The sequence below is a fragment of the Rhizobium sp. BK529 genome (assembly GCF_014194105.1).
Classification (GTDB): Bacteria; Pseudomonadota; Alphaproteobacteria; order Rhizobiales; family Rhizobiaceae; genus Rhizobium.
On the sequence record NZ_JACIAU010000005.1, the window covers coordinates 24,388 to 43,900 of the forward strand.

Sequence of the window (19,513 nt, forward strand, 5' to 3'; positions counted from 1 at the left end):
CCCCTATCCCGATTGGCCCACTGCCTGTTACGGCATCAGATCACCGTCTCAAATCTCCGTGCGACGAAGCAGGTAGTCCAGACCGCCGACGCGGAACCACTTATACGCATAGCCTTCGAGATAAAGGCGGTGGAGACCGGCCTCGTCTGCTCGGCTGTCGGAGCCGCCCGCAATGTCGACAAGCAATTGGCTCCCTTCCCCCGAGCCCGGATCGATCCGCACCTCGATTGGACTTTCGTTGAGATTGTGAACGATCAGAACGGCGTTGTTGCGCCAGTCATACCGGATGGCGAGGACACCGTCTTCCTCAACATCGAGAACGCGGAAGTCTCCCCAGCCGATCTCAGGCGCCTCCTTGCGCATCCTGATGAGCCGTTCCATCCAATTCAGCATCGAATCCGGATTTCTGCGCTGATCGGCGACATTGATATGCTGAAATCCGTAAGCGCCGTCGGAAATGACCGGCAGCACGGGTGCGTCGCTCTTGGTGAAACCGGCTTGCGGCTCGGTCGACCACTGCATCGGTGTACGCGCACAATTTCGTTCCGGCAATGAAAGATCCTCTCCCATGCCGATCTCGTCGCCGTAGCGCAGCACGGGCGTGCCTGGGAGGGAGAACATCAGCGAATAGGCCATGCGCATGCGGTCACGGTTGCCACCGAGCATAGGCGAAAAGCGGCGCCGGATGCCGCGGTCATAAAGCTGCATATCCTTATCGGGGCCGAAGGCGGCGAAAACCATGTTGCGTTGCGCCTCGCTCAATCGGCCGAGATCGAGTTCGTCGTGGTTCCTCAGGAAGTGGCCCCACTGGGCGGTCGGCGGTCGCGCCCGGGTCGCCTCAAGCGCCTTGGCAAGCGGTGCGCAATCGCCGCTTGCAAGGGCGTAGAAGAGCGTCTGGTTGACCTGGAAATTGAACATCATGTGCATTCTGTCACCGTCCTCGCCGAAATAGTTCATATCCGTTTTCGGCAGGACGTTGGCTTCGGCCAGGATGATCGCGTCGCCCTGGCGCCATTGCAGGAATTCACGAAAGGTCCGCAGCATGTCGTATTGTTCTACCGGTTTGTCTACGTCGGCACCCTTCCTTGCGATCACGAAGGGAACGGCGTCCATCCGGAAGCCGGAGACGCCGAGCTGGATCCAGAAGCCCATGATTTTCAGGATCTCTGCCTGCACATGCGGATTGGCGGTGTTGAGATCGGGCTGAAAATCGTAAAAGCGGTGGAAATAATATTTCCTGGAGACCTTGTCGCGGGACCAGGTGGTCTTCTGGACACCGGGAAAGACCATTCCCTGGCTGGCATTTTCGGGCTTTTCCTTCGACCAGACATACCAGTCGCGATAAGGCGAATTCTCGTCCTTGCGCGCCTCCTGAAACCAGGGATGTTCATCGGAGGTGTGGTTGACGACGAGGTCGATCATGACCCTGATGCCGCGCTGTTTTGCGCCATGCGTGAACTCGACGAAGTCGCCGAGCGTCCCGTAGCGCGGATCGACGTTATAATAGTCCGAGACATCGTAGCCGTCGTCCTTGCCGGGCGACGTCTGGAACGGCATGAGCCAGATCGCCGTGATGCCGAGACCTGCAAGATAGTCGAGACGGCGTGCAAGACCCTGGAAGTCGCCGATCCCGTCACCATTGGCATCCATGAAGGTTTCGACCGACAGGCAGTAGACGACGGCATTCTTGTACCAGAGATCGTTGATCATCGGATCCCTCCTTGTTGGACAAGGCAATGGCCTATGCCGTTGATTGTTCCGCAGCCGCTCCACCCTCCAGTCGGTCTCCGCAGAAACGAGAGGCGTGAAAACGGCGCCGGAGGCCAATGGTCACGTGACGGCTGGATCGCGAATAAGACGCCGCCCATTGATTCCAAACGTACTAATTCTTGACATCCAATGGCTTGCCATCCGACAGTACCGCTTCGTCAGATCATGAGGGTTGGATGGGCCTGACCAGCGGCTTCACAATTGTCGGCAGGGCCGCCATCGCCGCAGTTGTCTGCCTGTTTACCGCGTTGTGTCTCGTCCTGGCAGTCTGGCTGCATTCGAGCTATTCGGCGGCGGTAAAAAGTGGTGAGCAACAGGTTGTTGCAACCGCCAAAATCGTCGCGGCCAACGCTGTCTGGATCAATTCTCTCGCGCGTCAGACCCTTTTTCGAATGGACGATGCCTTCGGGGCGGCAATTGGCCCGGATAACGGTGAACGCCTGAGGCGGCTGAACATTGCGACGGCGGAGCTGCCAAGCACAGCGACAGCCTATGTCCTGGCCTCCGACGGCTCGCTTATCTATTCGACAGACCGTGAGAGCACGCCAGCCGACATCGTCGATCGGACCTACTTCCAGCGGCTGGCCAATGGAGCGGAAGCCTACACGTCGGCGATGACCGAGATGGCCAATACTGGAAGGCGCGTCTTCCTGTCGGCCGCCCGCATCGAGCGCGACCGCAAGTTCTTAGGCGTCGCCGTTCTAGCCTTCGATGTCGGGATGTTGCGTTCGATCTGGGATGCGTCGCCGCTTGGACCGGGTTCGACCGTCAGCATCTTTCGGCGGGATGGCAAACTCATCGCGCGCCATCCCGAACCGAAGGAAATGGTCGATCTCGGCAACTACGTGCTGTTTACCGACTATATGCGCAAGGCCACCACCGGAACCTATACTTCAGTCTCGCCTGTCGACCAGGTGCGGCGTCTGGTGGCCTATCGCATTGTCGAGCGGACGCCGTTCGTGGCGATCGCCTCCGCCGAGACTTCGCTAATTCTGAAACCCTTCTGGACGGATGTTGCAATCGTGGCACTCATCACCGCGGTTGCCCTTGCTGCAAGCATGGCCGTCGGATGGAATATCCTGAGCCTGGCACGGGCCGACGCCCATCACATGGCCGAACTGGCAGAAGCCCTGCGCACCAATCAGATTCTGATGCGTGAAATTCACCACCGCGTGAAGAACAACCTGCAGACCGTCATGGCACTCGTGCGCCTGCAGGGCCTCAGGCCGGAAACAGTCCAGAAGTTGAATGACCGGATTCAGGCCATGTCCGCCGTTCACGAGCAGATGTACGGCTTCGATCAGTTCAGCAGCGTCAATGCCCGCCAGCTCGTTCCGAGCCTCGCGCGTACGCTGGTTGGGCTCAACGATCGCCCTATCGACCTGGCGTTCGAACTCGACGATATCGAGATCGATGCGGAGAAGGCGACGCCTTTTGCGCTTCTGCTCAACGAACTGCTGACAAACAGCATAAAATACGCCTTCGCCGATCGATCTCAGGGGCAGATCCGCGTCCGGCTTTTGCGACAGCCGAACGATGTCGTGCTGTTCGAATTTGCCGATGACGGCATCGGATATGATCCGACCGCGACAAAGGCGGGTATGGGCAGCCGGCTGATCAAAGCCTTCGTCACCGAGCTGAGCGGGACCTTTACGATCGAGCGCATGAATGGCACCCTTTTTAGGGCGCAGTTGGCATTGACGCGCTGAAGTCGGTCCGTCCGGCAGCGCCTTGGCGCCAGCCGCTGTATGCCTACTCCCAAATTGCGCTGAAGTGTCTTTCGTAAAGCCGGATAGTCGCGAATTGAGCAATGACGGAGCTGCCGCAGGTCGCACGTCTGCCAAGGGTGATGTGAAATCCGATCCGCCCTCCTGCCCGCGGCGCCTGTGCCACGAGCCGTCACGATCATAATGGCAAGGCGTCCTTGAACCGCACGACGGCTGCCAATAGTCCAGCATCATCGACGATCTCGAAGGACTGGCCGTCGAGTTCGCGGCCCGACCGCAACCGCTCGGCCATGAGTTCGCGGGCGTCGGCCTTGGCCTCCTCGATGGCAGCCGCAAGGCTCGCGCAGTCGCTTCCCTCCTGGTCCAGGATCAAATCCTCGCCGTCACGTATGTGGAAAAAATACCGCATGCTTCACCGTCTGATTGTCTCTTGGATCTCGGCGCCGCTCATGCCGGTTTGTGACTGATCGCGCGGCTCCCGATAAGCCGCTCGAATTCCTGTTCGGGAACTCCATAGGATCCGGCCGCAAATGCCTCAAGCCCCTCGCGGTCACGGATGACGACGGAGCCGCGCAGGGAGCGGATCAGACGATGCCCTTCCAGGATATGAAGTGCCGTCGTCACACCCGGGCGCCTGGCGCCGAGCATCAGGGCGATATATTCATGCGTGATGCACATCTCGTCGCTGCGAAGGCGATCGTGGCACATCAGAATCCACCGGGCGAGCCGCTGTTCGAGCAGATAGCGAATATTGGCAAGCGCGGTGAAGGCGACCTGCGTGGCAAAGACATGCATGTATTTGATGAGCGGGACCTGGAAGGAAGAGCTCTCCATCGTCGCCTGCCGCATTGCCTCGATCGGCACCCGATACCCCCACCCGGCGATGTTCATTTCGACAATATAGGGAACGACATTGTCGCCGATGATGGTGGCGGTCGGCACGAAGCCTTCCCAGCCGAACATTCCGGCCTCCGCAATCTGGCCGGTGGAAGAGACCGTCATGACCGCTCCGATCCCGCTTTCGGGAAAATAGACGTGCTCGAGCCTTTCGCGCGGTTTGGCGATCTGGAACTGAGCGGGAAGATCGACCCGCTCGAGATATGGTGCAAGCAGCGCAAAATCATGTAGATCGAGCGCGGTCAGCATGCGGTTCGATATTTGTCCCTGGTTCGGCGCCATCCGTGTCTCCCGAGTTGCCTGTAGCGCGAGCGGCGATCCGCAGGCTCCAACCCTGGCAACAGTATCGAATGAACTGTCGCCCGGGCTTCTGGTTCCAGAGCGCGTTCGCCGGCCACGCCAGCGTCTGTGCTTTAAGCCGCCGCTGTGCGCCATTGGCGGCCAAGGGGATCTTCGGATCTCAAGCGCGGAGAGACAGAGCGAGCCCTGCCGGCACCGGTCGCGCCGTCTGGGCTCGATCGCTCGGCGAGGGCTCACGCGGACAAACTGTCCTCACGGACGAAAACCATCGTCGACATAGGCGGAAGGTCGAGTAGAAGCGATTGGGCGCGGCCATGGGCAGTGATACTCTCGCTGCCGCGATCTCCACCGCCCGCGCCAGTGCCCCCATAGATCGATGCATCGGTGTTGAGGATCTGCCGCCAGTGGCCCGGCAAGGGAACGCCCACCCGGTAACTGTGACGCGGAACCGGCGTGAAGTTCGAAATGACGAGAGCGACGGACCGGCGTTCGCGATCATAGCGCAGCATGGCGAGCACGGAATTTTCCGCGTCGTCGGCGACAGCCCATTCAAACCCGGACGGTTCGCTGTCGCCATAGTGCAGGCAGGCGAAATGGCGGTAGATGCGGTTGAGGTCGCGCATCAGTCGCTGCAGGCCAAAATGAAGCGGATCATCAAGGAGATCCCATTCGACCGAGCCGTCGTGGCTCCATTCCGCCTTTTGACCGATCTCACAGCCCATGAAGAGGAGCTTCCTGCCCGGATGGCCCCACATGAAGCCAAAAAGGGCGCGTAGATTGGCCATCTTCTGCCAGGCGTCTCCCGGCATCTTGGCAAATATTGATCCCTTTCCATGCACGACCTCGTCATGCGAGAACGGCAGGATGAAGTGCTCGCTGTAAGCATAGATCATGCCGAAGGTCATCGAACCATGGTGGTATTTGCGATAGACCGGGTCGTCGGACATGTAATGAAGCGTGTCGTGCATCCACCCCATATTCCATTTCATGTCGAATCCCAGCCCACCGTCCTGCGGTGACCTGGTAATGTTGGGAAAGGCAGTCGATTCCTCGGCGATCATCAGCGCATGCGGAAACCGTTCATGAACGATGCTGTTGAGATGCTTGAAGAACTCGATGGCTTCGAGGTTTTCGCGGCCGCCGTAGCGGTTCGGGATCCATTCGCCCGCCGCCCGGCTATAGTCGCGGTAAAGCATCGATGCGACCGCATCGACGCGTAACCCGTCGACATGATAGTGCTCGAGCCACTCAAGGGCGCTGGCGATCAGGAAGCCTTTGACCTCGTTGCGACCGAGATTGTAGATCAATGTGTTCCAATCCTGATGAAAACCCTCACGAGGGTCTTCGTGTTCATAGAGTGCTGTCCCGTCGAAACGCGCCAGACCCCAGACATCCGTCGGGAAATGCGCCGGCACCCAGTCGAGGATGACACCGATCCCTGCGCCATGGCAGCGATCGACGAAATAGGCAAAATCCTCGGGCGTCCCATAGCGGCCGGTTGGCGCAAACAGGCCGAGCGGCTGGTAGCCCCAGGAGCCGCCGAAGGGATGCTCCATGATCGGTAGCAACTCGATGTGTGTGAAGCCCATGTCACGAACATAGGGTATGAGGCGCTGCGAGAGCTCGACCCAGTCGAGCGCGCGCGCGCCATCGCTCATGTCGCGCAGCCACGAACCGGCGTGCACCTCGTAGATGCTGATCGCCTCTGTCTGTTTGTCGGCGCTGCGGCGGGCGCTCAACCAGGCTGCATCGGTCCAGGCGAAGGGATCGGTGGAGGCGACCACCGATGCCGTCGACGGCGCCGGCTCCGCCGCTCTTGCAACCGGATCGGCCTTCTGGGCCAGCAGATTGCCGTACGGATCGAGGATCTCGAATTTGTAACGCTCGCCGACGGTCACTTGCGGAATGAATATTTCCCAGACACCCGCCTGTGGCCGAAGGCGCATGGGATGGCGCCGGCCGTCCCAGCTGTTGAAGTCGCCGACCACGGAAACGCGCCGTGCATTGGGCGCCCAGACAGCAAAGCGCACACCAGCAACGTCGTCGATCGTCATCGGATTGGCCCCGAGGGCACGCGTCAGATTGTAATGGGTGCCTTCGGCAACGAGGTGGAGGTCGAGGTCGCCGAGCAATGGAGCGAATCTGTAGGGATCATCGGTGACCTGGATCGCGTCGGGCCAGTGCACCCGCAAGCGATAGGAGACCAGTTCCGGCAGCACGGTGCCGAACAGGCCGGCCGGATGGACGAGATCCGCAGAGGCGAGAAGACGGTCACTTTCGCTGGCGATCAAGTCGACGCCCGCCGCCCCCGGCAAAAAGACGCGGACAGCGTAGCGACCATCGCCGCATTGATGCGGGCCGAGGATGGAAAATGGATCACCATGGCGTCCCTCGGCAAGGGCCTGGATGGCATCCGACGCCACACCGAAGAAGATGTCGGCGAGGTCCGTCGTCATGAGCGGGTCCCCGAGAGGCGGGTCAGGATGTCGGCAAAGCCATTCAGCGGTATTGGTAGCCACTTCGGGCGATTGCGCGCCTCATAAGCGATTTCGTAAGCCGCCTTTTCCAAGAGGAAGACGTCGAGGATGCGTCTGACCTCAGCTTCCGAATTGGGCAGATCCGGCGAGGCCGAAAGCGCCTGTGCATAGGCCTGCATGAAGGCCTGTTCGGCGCTGGCGCCAAAGCGCGAAATGACCTCGCGCCGACGCGCGTCATGATGGTCGGAGATCGCATCGTTTTCGAGTGTCGCGGTCGCCGACAGGTAGTCGAGCGAGCGCAAAAGCCCGGCGACGTCCCGCAGCGGGCTTGTCTTTGCCCTCCGTTCGGCAAGATTGCGGGCCGGTTCCCCCTCGAAATCGATGATGACGGCGTCCGCTTCCGTCACCAGAACCTGGCCAAGATGGAAATCGCCATGAGCGCGGGTGAGCAGCGTTCCGTTGGCTCCGTCCGCCAGCGCTGCGGCACGCTCAATGATGGCGCCCTGGCGCTTAAGGAGTGATCCGACTAAACCACCCACCCCATCATCGATCTCTGCACCGAGGTCGGTAAGCTTGGAGAAGGCGTAGGCAATTTCACCGGTGACGGATGTCCGGATGGCTTCAAGGTCGGACCCGCCGGCCCGGCGCGGCGAAAAGGCTTCGTCATCCGTCGGCCGCGACAGGAGCACATGCAGCTCGCCGAGCCGCTCGCCGATCATTGCGACGAAACTGACAAGCGGTCGCAGCTGCTCGTCGGCCGTCTCGACGGCGGCTTCCGTCATGACGATCTCGTCGGCCACACGTCTGAGATTGGCAAGCATCCAGTTCCAAGCGTCGCCCTGGTTGCGGATCGCGCCCTGGGCGATGATCAGCGTGGATCGCCGCCCGTCGCTGTCGGTGCGGACGACCTCCCCCAGTAACGGGGCGGTATGTTCGTAGCCGTGCTCCGTCAGATAGCGGGTCATCTCCACCTCCGGATGAATGCCGACGAAGACATGTCGGATCAGCTTGATCATTGCCACGTCGCCGACAATGAGCGAACTGTTGGATTGCTCCGCCGATAGCCAGTGGATCGGCATGTCGTCAGACAATGCCAGGCGGTCGAGCTGGTCGGTGCCGATGAACGCGATCTGTCCCGTCCGCCCGCTGACAACGGACCGGTCGCGCAGGCCCCGCAGGATGGCGCGCGCCATCGTCTCGACGGCAAATCCATCCGTCAGGAAGCCGACACGCCGACCCTGCCGGATGCGCGCGAGCGATAGCTGCTGGCCGAGTACGTTGGGCGCGGTATCATCCCATTCGGCCGCAAGCGGCAACTGATAGCTCTCCACGTGATCGGGCAGCACGGCCTCAAGCTCGCCGAGCACGACGCCATCGGCGAAGGGAACAGGCGTGGCAGATACGAGCCGAGCCTCTTGAAGCGGCTGGTCCTTGGCACCGAACCAGCGCCGCTTGGACAGGTAGGCCGGCAGGATGTCGCGGCTGAGCATTGCTGCGTGCTGGGGCTGTTCGACAAGTTCCGTCAGGCTGCGCCGGATGACAACGGTGACGAAGTCGGCCAGCTGCTCGGGCGGGGCCGTGCGCCAGGCGGGGCCGTCCGCCTCGCTGTTGAGCTGAAACCAGAAGAAGCCGTAGGGCGGAAGCGTCAAGAGATAGGTCAGCTGGCCGATCGGCGGAAAGGGCGACATGCCGGTGAGTTCGATCGGGATGCGGCCTTCGAAAGCCGACAGATCGAGTTCGACGGCCTGGGGAAGGCGCGAGAGATTAGCAACGCACAGGATGACCTCGTCCTGATATTCGCGCAGATAGGCGAGGATCCGGCGGTTGCTCGGCGTCAGGAACCGCAAGGACCCACGCCCGAAGGCGCTGTGACGGCGCCGCAGCGCCAGCATGCGCCGCGTCCAGTTCAACAGCGAATGAGCGTCGGCGACCTGTGCCTCGACGTTGAGGGCCTCGAAGCCGTAAAGGGGATCGGCGACAGGCGGCAGGACGAGGCGTGCCGGATCTGCGCGGGAGAAGCCGCCGTTGCGGTCGGGCGACCATTGCATCGGCGTGCGCACGCCATCCCGGTCGCCGAGATAGATATTGTCGCCCATGCCGATCTCGTCTCCATAATAGACGACGGGTGTACCGGGCATCGACAAGAGCAGCGCATTCATCAACTCTATCCGCCGCCGGTCGCGCTCCATGAGCGGCGCCAGCCGCCGACGGATTCCGAGATTGATCCGGGCCCGCTTGTCGGACGCATAGGTCTCCCAGAGATAATCCCGCTCGGCATCCGTCACCATTTCGAGCGTCAGCTCGTCATGGTTCCTCAGGAAGATCGCCCATTGACAGGTTTCCGGGATATCCGGCGTCTGTCGCATGATATCGGTGATCGGGAAGCGGTCTTCCTTGGCGATCGCCATGTACATGCGCGGCATCAAGGGGAAATGGAACGCCATGTGGCACTCATCCCCGTCACCAAAATATTCCCGCGTATCCTCCGGCCATTGATTGGCTTCGGCCAATAGCATGACGCCGGAATGGGTGGCGTCGAGGGCCGCACGGATCTGTTTGAGGACTGCATGAGTCTCGGGCAGGTTCTCGTTATTCGTGCCCTCACGCTCGACCAGATAGGGAATCGCATCGAGGCGGAAACCGTCAATGCCGGTTTCGAGCCAGAAGCGCATGACATCGATGAGCTCCTCCAACACCTTCGGATTGTCGAAGTTGAGGTCCGGCTGATGGGAATAGAAGCGATGCCAGTAATAGGCGCCGGCGACTGGGTCGAAGGTCCAGTTGGACTTTTCGGTGTCGAGGAAGATGATACGGGTCTCCGGGAATTTGTGGTCATTGTCCGACCACACATAGAAATCGCGCTCTGGGCTGCCGACTGGCGCTTGGCGGGCACGCTGGAACCAGGGATGCTGGTCGGAGGTGTGATTGATGACGAGTTCGATGATCACCCTGATGTGACGATCATGGGCGGCTTCGACGAACCGGCGGAAGTCGTCGAGCGTACCGTAGTCGGGGCTGACATTGCGATAATCGGCAATGTCGTAACCGTCGTCGCGTCGCGGCGAGGGAAAGAAGGGAAGAAGCCAGATGGCGTTGACGCCAAGAGCGGCGATATGGTCGAGCTTCTGATAGAGGCCTTCGAAATCGCCGATGCCATCCCCGTTTGCATCGTAGAAGGACTTGATGTGCAGCTGGTAGATGATCGCATCCTTGTACCAGAGCCCATCATCGGTGGTCGTCTTGTCGTGTTCTATGAAGGCTGTATCCATTTCAGGCCTCTCCTGCCCTGACCCGCCATATGGCGAAGGGCAAATGGGCCGGGTCCAGCCTGATCGTTTGCCACTTTCCGGTGCGCTTGAAATTCTGGCCGGTGACGAGGTCTTCGAGGGCAATCGCGCTCTCGTCGCGGAGTCCGAACTTCCAGAGCGGAAACTCGACGCTGCTCTCCTCGATCCCGTGGGGATTGAGATTGACGGCGATCAGCAGCACGTTGTGACGTCCGGCATCTGCCTTCTCGAAAAACATGACGTTGCTGTTGGAAGAGGGCAAAAGCGACAGGCCGAGATGCGAATGGAGTGCCGGATTGTCCCTGCGGATGCGGTTGAGCATGGCGATTTCCGCCTTGATGTTGCCGGGCCGGTCGTAGTCCCAGGCGCGGATCTCGTATTTTTCGCTGTCGGCATATTCCTTGCGCTTGGCGTCTGGACGTCCCTCGCAAAGCTCGAACCCGTTGTAGACGCCCCAAAGGCCCGACAGCGTGGCGGCGAGCGCGGCGCGAATGACGTAAGCCGGCCGCGGCGCGTTCTGCAGGAAGTCTGGGTTGATGTCGTGGGTATTGACGAAGAAATGCGGCCGGAAATACTCGCGCACCTCGCTTGCGGTCAGCTCGCGCATATATTGCTCGAGCTCCCACCGTTCGTTGCGCCAGGTGAAATACGTGTATGACTGCGAGAAGCCGATCTTGGCCAGCCGGTACATGACCTTCGGGCGTGTGAAGGCCTCCGACAGAAAAATCACATCCGGGTGGCGCGCGCGAATGTCGCCGATCAGCCATTCCCAGAACGGAAAAGGCTTTGTGTGCGGATTGTCGACGCGAAACAGCCTGACGCCTTCGTCGACCCACATCTCGACGATATCGCGCAATTCCACCCACAGCGAGGGGATGGCATCGCGAGCGTAGAAATCAACGTTGACGATATCCTCGTATTTCTTCGGGGGATTCTCGGCGTAACGGATGGTGCCGTCGGGACGCCAGTCGAACCAGCCGGGATGTTCGCTCAGCCACGGATGGTCGGGCGAAGCCTGGATCGCCAGATCGAGGGCGATCTCAAGCCCGACCTTTCTCGCCTCATCGACCAGGTGTTCGAAATCATCGAATTCCCCGAGCTCGGGATGAATGGCCTCATGGCCACCTTCTTCCGAGCCAATGGCATAGGGACTGCCCGGATCATTGGGTGCGGCAACGAGAGAATTGTTGCGGCCCTTGCGGTTGGTGCGGCCGATCGGGTGGATCGGTGGAAAATAGAGAACGTCGAAACCCATATCGCGAATGGCCGGCAGACGGGGGATTACGTCCTCGAAGGTGCCGTGACGATTGGGATCGCCGCTCTGCGATCGCGGAAAGATCTGGTACCAGCTCGCAAATCCGGCCTCGCGCCGCTCCGATTCAACACCGTAGACACCTGTGCGGCAGGCAAAGGGCCGCCTGTCGGCACGCCTCATCAGCTCGGCGGTGCGCGGTGCCAGCAGGATGTCAAGCTTCGCGGCGCCCTCCCCGCGCTCCAGTTCGCCGAGAAGCGCCTCAAGCTCGGTCCGCTCCTCGGGCGTCATCGTCGCCGCCGGTTCGGCCGCCGCGCTGCGGATCAACTCTTCTCCTTCGATCATTTCCAGTCTGAGGTCGAGGCGGGCTTCGTGTTTCTTGACGAGCTCGTAGCGGAAGATCGCAAATGGGTTCTTCCAGGCTTCCACGCAGAACTCGAAGCGGCCGACACGATCGAGAACGAAACTGCCCTTCCACCGATCGTTTTCGAAAAGGCCCATGCGCGCCTCGCCCCACCCGTCTTGTCCGCGCGCGCGGAAGAGAAGCGCTGCCGACAGAAGATCATGCCCGTCGGCAAAGATGTCGGCCTCGACGACGACCGTCTCGCCGACGATGCGCTTGATCGGGAAGCGACCGTCATCGACCGCCGGCGCGACCTTTTCGATCGCGATGCGCGGCGAGGACGTCGCCTGGACAAGCGGCAGGTCACCCTGTTCGGCCGTGATGGCGGCGCGCGCCTCGGTGAGGATCAAGCGGGCCTCGCCGGGCTTCAGGTGCAGTCCGGATGGCGCTATGTCCACGGGAACGAAAGGTGCGACGGCCCGATTGAGAATAGTCTCGGGAAGGATGGCGGGATGACGCAGGTCTCGATTGACGGCAATCAGCTGTACCGAGCGGGCGCTCCTGACGTCGGCCGCGTCGGCTTGTGAGATGACGGTAACCTGGCTCGCGATTTCGCGAGTGAGGAGCTGCTTTGCCCCATTGCTGCGGGCTGCCATGAGATCGCGCAACTCGCCGGTCATATCGAACGTGGCCTCGGCTCTCATCCTGCGCAGGCCTTCGCCATGTCCATGCGTCGGGTCTAGCGACAGCACCGCTCCGAATTCGAAACCAATCGGCACGAGAAGACCGTCACCGATCTCCACCGCCAGGCGCAGGGCGCGGCGCGACCGTCGCTCGCGGATCTCTCGGCTCTCCGTGCCATGCGCGAGCCGCTTGCCGAAGGGGGGCTCCGGAAAGGCTATCTGCGGTCCGAGCAAGCGCTGCAGCCGATACTCGTCAAGGATCCAGCTCTCCCGCAGGTCCCACCAGGCAAGCGAAGTGAATGTGGCGTCGAGCCCGCAATCGCCCAGGCTTTTTCGGAGGGCAAAGTCCGTGCCGGGGGTATAGGCAAGAAAAACCGTCGACGGGTTTGCGGCTCTGGCGGCGGCAATCAGTTGCCGCCATTCGGCGATGTCCAGGACATCGAGGCCGACAAGGCGGTAGCCAGCGATTCCGGCGGCGGCGAAACCAGAAAGCCTCTTCTGCCAGGCGTCGGTAAGGCCGGGCGAGGCCGAGGCGGACGGGTCGCGAAATGGGATGAGCGGTGATCGCCGTGGGTCGAGAGACGCAAGCCTCTGATCGTTCCGTTCGGCCCCTGCGCTGATCGCGAGGTCCAGCATCAATTTGATCCCGCGGTCTTCGGCCTCGCGGACCAGCATTGCAAGCGCCTCCTCGGCATTCCCGGAAAGGCTGAGGGCCGGATCCAAGCTGCCGTATTCCAGCGGCGAGAAGAGGCTTTCGGCTGTTCTTTGAAACGGTGGGGCTGACAGCACGGTATCAAAGCCAAGAGAGGCTGAGTGGTCGAACATCTCAACCCAGCGGTCTCTGCCGGACAGCAGAAGCGGGTTGACGTAATAGATCCGCGGAGATCGGGAGAAAGCGGTCGAAGAGATTGCTGTTGTCATCACTCGGTCTGTCTCCGCGCGTCCAGTCGCATGAACAGTCTTTGAAGATTGCCGAACTGAACCTGCTGGCGCTTTACTTGTTCCACTCACCGCGACAGATGATGCACGCACCGGGACCAATCAGCTGGCCGAGCGCCTGGTCTTGTCAGATCCATGCGACAACCAACGACCAGCCGGCGGCGCAGCTGCTACCGCTCCCCATTCCGGGAGAGGCAATGCGCCTCAAGGTCTTGATAAAGCGCCATATGAGACCGCGGCCATTCTTCCAGGACCATCTGACGGGGCGAAGGGCGAGGCTGCTTTTATCGACTGGAGCCGATCATCCAGGCGACGGCGGCCGTGATGGCGACGGCTGCGATCGGATTATCCTTGACCCAGACCCTGACCCCGCCGAGCAGGCCTTGGGGATCCGTTGGCGTGGTGGCGGCCGGCGCGCCAGCCACGGAGGTGATCGAGTGCGACACCGGGTCGGAGGCAGGAAAGGTATCCTCGAGCGCCTGGTCGAGTTCGCCGCCTCTGTCTTGCTCCTGCTTCCTTGCCTTGTCGAGTTCGTAAGCCTCCACGGCAGGGGATTTCGATTGGATCATGTCTTCCTCCATATCTTCGTCGCTTAACGTCGCTGAAAACCACGAAGTTCCCGTGTGTGCTTCCCAGCGCAAGGATTTCATCCCCAGCCTTCCGGTCTTATGGGCCACCCGGTGCAGGCGACAGCTGCCGGCTCGCCCGGCAGCCTAGAGAGACCGCAGCAGGCGGTCCGCGCGCTCCGGGAGTCGCACTGCCGGCGGCATTCGAGGGTGTCATTGCCCGGCGGGTGGTAAAGGAGGTGGCTTTTTCGAGATTTCCTCGAGGAGCAGCCGGAATTCGGCGATCGGGAGACGATCTTCATCGAAGAGTTCGACAGAGATCATGTTGAGCGGAGCCTCCGGCAGTCCGTCGCAAGCCATCTGCGCCAGCGCCAACCTCGCCTCGCGTTTGGCGTCGTCGAGGCTCGGGAATTCGTTCGCGACTTCAGTTGGTTCGGGGCTCGTGCGATCGATGACCTGAAAGAAGAATTTCGGCATGGGCACCTCCTTGGCCGCAAACATCAACCACGCCTCTTTGTTCCCGCAACGCGCAGCAGGGGCCAAGCCACCTCCAGTCGAAGGCGCGGGCCACGGCGTATCACGGCTGCGGCCGCGATCACCCGAAACGTCGCCGAAAGGTTCCCGAACCGTTGTTTTCGCTGCGTCGTGAAGCACAAAGATTGGCCGAATGTTCACCCGCAGCTGCCCGCAAAAGCCGTAAGCTGAACTCGTGCAGGCCTTAGATCGCTGACAAGGGAGGAGACGACGATGAAGGCATCGGACGATATCTTGCTTTTGGATGCCAAGGACCTGGAGCAAGGCGATCGCGCGCTTACGATCGGCGAGATTCACCTTGCCACGACGAACGCCTGGGATGAGATTCGATCCGGAACAGCGCGCGGCGGAAAGGCCGTTTTTTCGCTTTCGGAAGAGGAGTTCTGGTCGCGGCCGGACTTCGCTCCCTTCAAGGGGGATTTTGCCGACGAGCGGCTTGGCTGGAAACTGTCGTCGCTTTATGGCATCAACTCGACATATGGCGGCGTGAAGGTCATCGGGGCAAACGCCTTCAATCGGCGCCTTGGGCTGCCGCGATCGACATCGACCTTCATCCTCTTCGACAAATATACGCTTCGGCCGATCGCCATCCTCGACGAAACGGCGCTATCGGCCGAGCGGACCGGAACCTACGCATCGATCGTGGCCGAGCGATGCCTGCGCCGTCGGGCCACCGTCTCCGTCTTCCTGCTGGGATCGGGGCCGGTTGCCCGCAGCGTGATCCGCTCGCTCACCTATTCGTGTCAAACTCGGGTCGAGCAGATCTTCATCCGCAGCCGCAGGATCGAAAACGCCCGTGCCCTGGCGATCGCGCTTTCGGGTGAGACGACGATCCCCCTCCGCTGCGTCGAGGATAACAACGCGATGCGCGACTGCGCGCTCGTTGTCACCGCGACCAATGCCCGTGGCCCCGTCTTTGGCGACGAGGAACTTGCAGAGGACGCGACGACCCTGCATCTCGGCGGTGACGAGGCACCGGCCGACTACCTGCGGCGAGCGCTGCGCTCCGGGCTCGTCATCTGCGACGACCTGCAGACCGTCTCGCGCCGCAACTCGCAGAGCATTGCCTTGCATTTCTCCCGCCAGGGCCTGTCGTTGGAAGCCGTCGGGCCGCTGATCGGCATTCGTTCGCTTTGTCAAATGGGCGACTGGTCCGTGGACGCGGAGGGGCCGACGTGTATTACGTGCGTCGGCCTGCCCGTGCTCGATCTTTTTGTTGCGCAGGCAAGCTACGAGAAATATTGCCGGGCCGTGGGTCTTGATCGGAACGACGCATGCACTGTCTGAGCCGCGTTCTTGCCGACCATGTATGCCAGGCCCCGGCCGCCTATCCGGCCGAACTGAACGATGTCGCCCGACGTTGCATCCTGGACCTCGTGGGGGCCGCCGTCGCCGGCGCCGACATGCCGGGTGCGGTTGCCGCGCGCGCCATCGCCTCGTCCGTTTTTGGGAGCGGCACCGACACCATCTGGTTGACAGGCAACAGCTCGTTGGCCGGCGCACTGTTCTGCAATTCAACAGCTGCGACGGCCCTCGACATCGATGATGGACATCGTGCGGCGCGCGGCCATCCGGGTGCCGCCGTCATTCCGGCAGCACTGATGTTGACAGGTCGGGCCGGTGCAACCGGGGCGGACATGCTGAGCGCCGTCATCTGTGGCTATGATGTCGGGGTGCGGATTGCCGCGGGCCAGATCGGTGAACGGATCGGGACGCGACAGTCGGGAAGGTGGGCAAGCTTTGCGGCCGCGGCAACCGTCGGCCGTCTGCTGCGGCTCGAACCCGACTGCCTTGCCCATGCGCTCGCCATCGCCGGCGTGCTTGCGCCAAACCAGCTTGCCAATGGCAGCTCGGGCTATTCGAACATGACCGGCAACGATGTGAAGGAAGGAATTGCCTGGAGCAGCGTTCTCGGGCTGACGGCCGCCCATCTGGGAGGTGCCGGGTTTACGGGTCCGTTGGATATTCTCGACCACTCCGACTATTACGACGGCGGCCGCATCGTTGCGGACCTCGGAAAACGATGGGAAATCGCCGACACCTATTTCAAGCCCTATGGCTGTTGCCGCTATATTCATGCAGCCCTCGACGCCTATGGCGAAATCGCCGCGGCGGATACGATCGACGCCGAGGACATCGTCGAGATCGAGGTTCAGAGCTTTGCCTGGGTCCAGAAACTTGCGAACAGTCTCGAACCGCAAAACCTGGTCGACGTGCAATATAGCCTTCCCTATTGCCTGGCTATTTTCGCGATCGACGGCGGCCGGGCTTTGTCGCCGATCGATGCCGGTACGATTGGACGCAAAGACCTGCAGCGGTTGGCACGCAAGGTCCGGCTGAGCGTGGATCAGCAGATCGACCGATCCTTCCCGGCGCAAACCCTGGCGCGGGTGATCGTAAGAACTCGGACGTTGCAGCTCGTCTCGTCAGTCCACACGCCGATCGGAGACCCGACGAGACCGATGGACTGGTCGGCGATCGTGCGGAAGTTTATGACCGTCACCCGACATCGGCTTCAGGAAGAGCACCAGCAGGAGCTTATCGATGCCGTCGCGGCACTGCCGGACGGAAACCCCGCCGCAATTGCGAGGTCCCTGGAGCACGTGCCCCGATCGTCTTAAGCGCCGTCTGACGCCGCCTGAGATGAGAGGGGGCCGGACAGGAGCTTTCCGTCGGAGACGACGATCCTGCCAGCGCACAGGACGTGGCGGACCCGCGCGAGATTGTGCGAGTGGCAGATGACGATGTCGGCCCGCTTGCCTCTGGTGATCAAGCCGCGATCGCCGGCAAGCTCAGGAAAGATCCGCGCCACGTTTCCCGTCGCCTTGGCAATTGCTTCCGCCGGCAGGCACAGCCTCTTTCTCACCAGCCGATGAACCGCTTCGAGAATACCGTCCCAGTCGCCGCCGGCAAAATCGGTCGAAATCGTATCGACCAGACCGGCTTCGACAAGGACATCGAAATTGCGTGGCTCATTGCGCCAGCGTGTCGAGATGCAGTCGAGTGTCGAGACGTCGATGCTGGCGCCGAGACCGCGCAGCGCCACGGCGGTCGCCATCGCTTCCTCGGCCGTGAATGAGGGATGGTTGCTATGGCCGGCGACGATCCTCGCCGTCGGATGGGCTCTCGCAAGATCGATCAGCTGCCTGGCGGTTGGTGCTGCGGTGTGAAAAATAGCCGGCATCGCAGTGCGGGCCGCCTCGGCTGCGATTTCGGCGAGACCCCTTCGGGCGAGCGCTACTGGCGGCATCACAGTCCCGCGGATCAGACTGGACAGGCTTTCGACGGTGAAATGCCGCCCGAGCCCGTTCTCCTCGATCAACCGCGCCAGCGCTTCGCCGCCCGGATTGTCCGCGCCGTCTAGATTGCGCCCGAGCGTTGCCTCTTTGAGGAGCCTCGCAAGATTCGGATGCACGAGGAGGCCGGAGGCTTTTTCGATCACGGCAGGAAGAAACCGATAGTCCTGGGCGCCGCCGCCAAGCGTCTGGCCACCGCCCGCCTCCCCGAGCGCCTTGGCGCCGCGGCTAAGAAGGTCATCGATCCTTGCTCTCATGTGTCTGTCCGAAAGCCCCTCGCCATCGACTGCCCGAGCGGCGGCGAGGCTGGCTGGCGTGTGAGCGGTGCTGATGTGGACGTCGAGCGCATGGCCTCCGTTCGGGCCGGGATCGATCTCGTTATCGAGGGCAAGGCCGCAGACGTTCAAGAGCGTCGTCGTGCCGGACAGAAGGTGGCGGTTACGCTGGTATTCGACCTCTCTTTGATCGAAGGGCGGCGATCCGCTTGGCATTGAAGGACCGATGACGCAGCCATGCGCATGAGCGTTGATCACTCCCGGCAGGATGGTGCAGCCCGACGCGTCCAGCACAAGATAGTCCGGCGAGAGCGAAGCCGGATCGACCTCCGCGACCGCCTCGATGCGGCCATTTGCAAGAAGTACGCTCGCCTTGTCGAGCACAGTTACGCCGTCACCCGTGATGACGCTCCCATTGATGATCGCGATCGGACGGACCTGGCTCAAAGACTTTCCTTTCTTCAATCGCCGTCGAATTCGATGCCGTAGCCAATCCCGCGAACGGTACGGATGATGTCCCTCGTCATGACGGCTAAGAGCGCCTTTCGCAGCCTGCCGATATGGACGTTGACGGTTTTCGGGTCCACGAACACGCCTTGCGGCCAGGCCCTGAATGCCAGCTCGTCGCGCCGGAAGACACGGGTGGGCTCGCTGGTCATCGTCCGCAAGAGTGCGAATTCGATCGGCCCAAGATGAATGTCGCGACCGTCATAGGTGATACGATGGGCGCGCGTATCGACGGTCAGCCCGCCGTAAGTGATGGCCTCTTGTTCCCGATGCGTGCACGATCGGTGGCCGTTGCCGCCAAGCAGCCGTTTGAGCGCGCGCAGATATCGCTCGGGCTCGATCGGCCGGATAAAGATCTCATCAACGCCGGCGTTGAGAAACGCCTCGTAACGATGCTCCGCTTCTTTCGGGACGAGCGCGACAATACGAACTTGGCCTGTCCCTGCATCCGATTTGAGTGACCTGCACAGGTTGATTGCGAACTCGTTCCTGCCATCGAGGACGAGCCCGACATTTTGTTTCTGCCTGATCGCGTCGACCGTTTCAGCCGGGCTCATGGCAAGGTCGGTCGAAAATCCCTCAACCTCGAGAATATGGCGCAGCGTCAGCGAAAAGTCGGCATCGAGCGAGCTTATGACGATATTGGGTTTCACTGGCGGA

At 61.5% G+C, this 19,513-nt stretch carries 13 protein-coding genes; 3 read left to right on the forward strand and 10 right to left on the reverse strand.

Annotated features, from left to right (window positions below; translation table 11 throughout):
- Positions 1-48 precede the first annotated feature (48 nt).
- The gene (locus FHX08_RS25410; RefSeq protein ID WP_184327772.1) at positions 49-1,710 is read right to left on the reverse strand and encodes an alpha-amylase family protein; all 1,662 of its coding nucleotides are present in this window, start codon (positions 1,708-1,710) and stop codon (positions 49-51) included.
- A gap of 236 nt (positions 1,711-1,946) precedes the next feature.
- Here FHX08_RS25410 and FHX08_RS25415 point away from each other — a divergent pair, with 236 nt between their 5' ends.
- Positions 1,947-3,479, forward strand: a complete 1,533-nt coding sequence (locus FHX08_RS25415) for a sensor histidine kinase (protein ID WP_184327773.1) — start codon at positions 1,947-1,949, stop codon at positions 3,477-3,479.
- A 196-nt stretch (positions 3,480-3,675) separates the two neighbouring features.
- Here the strand turns inward: FHX08_RS25415 and FHX08_RS25420 are convergent, their stop codons facing one another.
- The 7 genes from FHX08_RS25420 to FHX08_RS25450 all read right to left on the reverse strand — a co-directional run bounded on the left by FHX08_RS25420 (position 3,676) and on the right by FHX08_RS25450 (position 14,718).
- Positions 3,676-3,906 (reverse strand): DUF6894 family protein, encoded by a 231-nt coding sequence (locus FHX08_RS25420; protein WP_132657980.1) that lies wholly within the window; start codon positions 3,904-3,906, stop codon positions 3,676-3,678.
- A 38-nt stretch (positions 3,907-3,944) separates the two neighbouring features.
- Positions 3,945-4,676 (reverse strand): Crp/Fnr family transcriptional regulator, encoded by a 732-nt coding sequence (locus tag FHX08_RS25425; RefSeq protein ID WP_184327774.1) that lies wholly within the window; start codon positions 4,674-4,676, stop codon positions 3,945-3,947.
- 251 nt (positions 4,677-4,927) lie between these two features.
- Positions 4,928-7,150, reverse strand: coding sequence for a 1,4-alpha-glucan branching protein GlgB (gene glgB / locus FHX08_RS25430; protein WP_184327775.1), 2,223 nt, complete (start codon positions 7,148-7,150; stop codon positions 4,928-4,930).
- Positions 7,147-10,440 (reverse strand): maltose alpha-D-glucosyltransferase, encoded by a 3,294-nt coding sequence (treS, locus tag FHX08_RS25435; RefSeq protein ID WP_184327776.1) that lies wholly within the window; start codon positions 10,438-10,440, stop codon positions 7,147-7,149. Before treS ends, glgB begins: the two co-directional genes overlap by 4 nt.
- 1 nt (position 10,441) lies before the next feature.
- The gene (locus tag FHX08_RS25440; protein WP_184328032.1) at positions 10,442-13,657 is read right to left on the reverse strand and encodes a maltotransferase domain-containing protein; all 3,216 of its coding nucleotides are present in this window, start codon (positions 13,655-13,657) and stop codon (positions 10,442-10,444) included.
- A 302-nt stretch (positions 13,658-13,959) separates the two neighbouring features.
- A complete protein-coding gene (locus tag FHX08_RS25445; protein ID WP_184327777.1) occupies positions 13,960-14,244 on the reverse strand; it encodes a hypothetical protein in 285 nt (94 codons plus the stop codon).
- A 210-nt stretch (positions 14,245-14,454) separates the two neighbouring features.
- Positions 14,455-14,718, reverse strand: coding sequence for a DUF6894 family protein (locus FHX08_RS25450; protein ID WP_184328033.1), 264 nt, complete (start codon positions 14,716-14,718; stop codon positions 14,455-14,457).
- 270 nt (positions 14,719-14,988) lie between these two features.
- On the opposite strand from FHX08_RS25450, the gene FHX08_RS25455 reads away from it, so the two are divergent.
- Positions 14,989-16,062, forward strand: coding sequence for an ornithine cyclodeaminase (locus tag FHX08_RS25455; RefSeq protein ID WP_184327778.1), 1,074 nt, complete (start codon positions 14,989-14,991; stop codon positions 16,060-16,062).
- A complete protein-coding gene (locus FHX08_RS25460; protein WP_184327779.1) occupies positions 16,050-17,396 on the forward strand; it encodes an MmgE/PrpD family protein in 1,347 nt (448 codons plus the stop codon). The genes FHX08_RS25455 and FHX08_RS25460 overlap by 13 nt, the downstream gene beginning before the upstream one ends.
- Here FHX08_RS25460 and FHX08_RS25465 read toward each other — a convergent pair.
- Together FHX08_RS25465 and FHX08_RS31885 are read right to left on the reverse strand one after the other, a co-directional pair.
- Entirely contained in the window at positions 17,393-18,793 is a 1,401-nt protein-coding gene (locus tag FHX08_RS25465) for an amidohydrolase family protein (RefSeq protein WP_184327780.1), read from the reverse strand. The genes FHX08_RS25460 and FHX08_RS25465 overlap by 4 nt on opposite strands.
- A gap of 14 nt (positions 18,794-18,807) precedes the next feature.
- On the reverse strand, positions 18,808-19,506 hold the full coding sequence (locus tag FHX08_RS31885) for a response regulator transcription factor (protein ID WP_184327781.1): 699 nt from the start codon (positions 19,504-19,506) through the stop codon (positions 18,808-18,810).
- Positions 19,507-19,513: the final 7 nt, after the last annotated feature.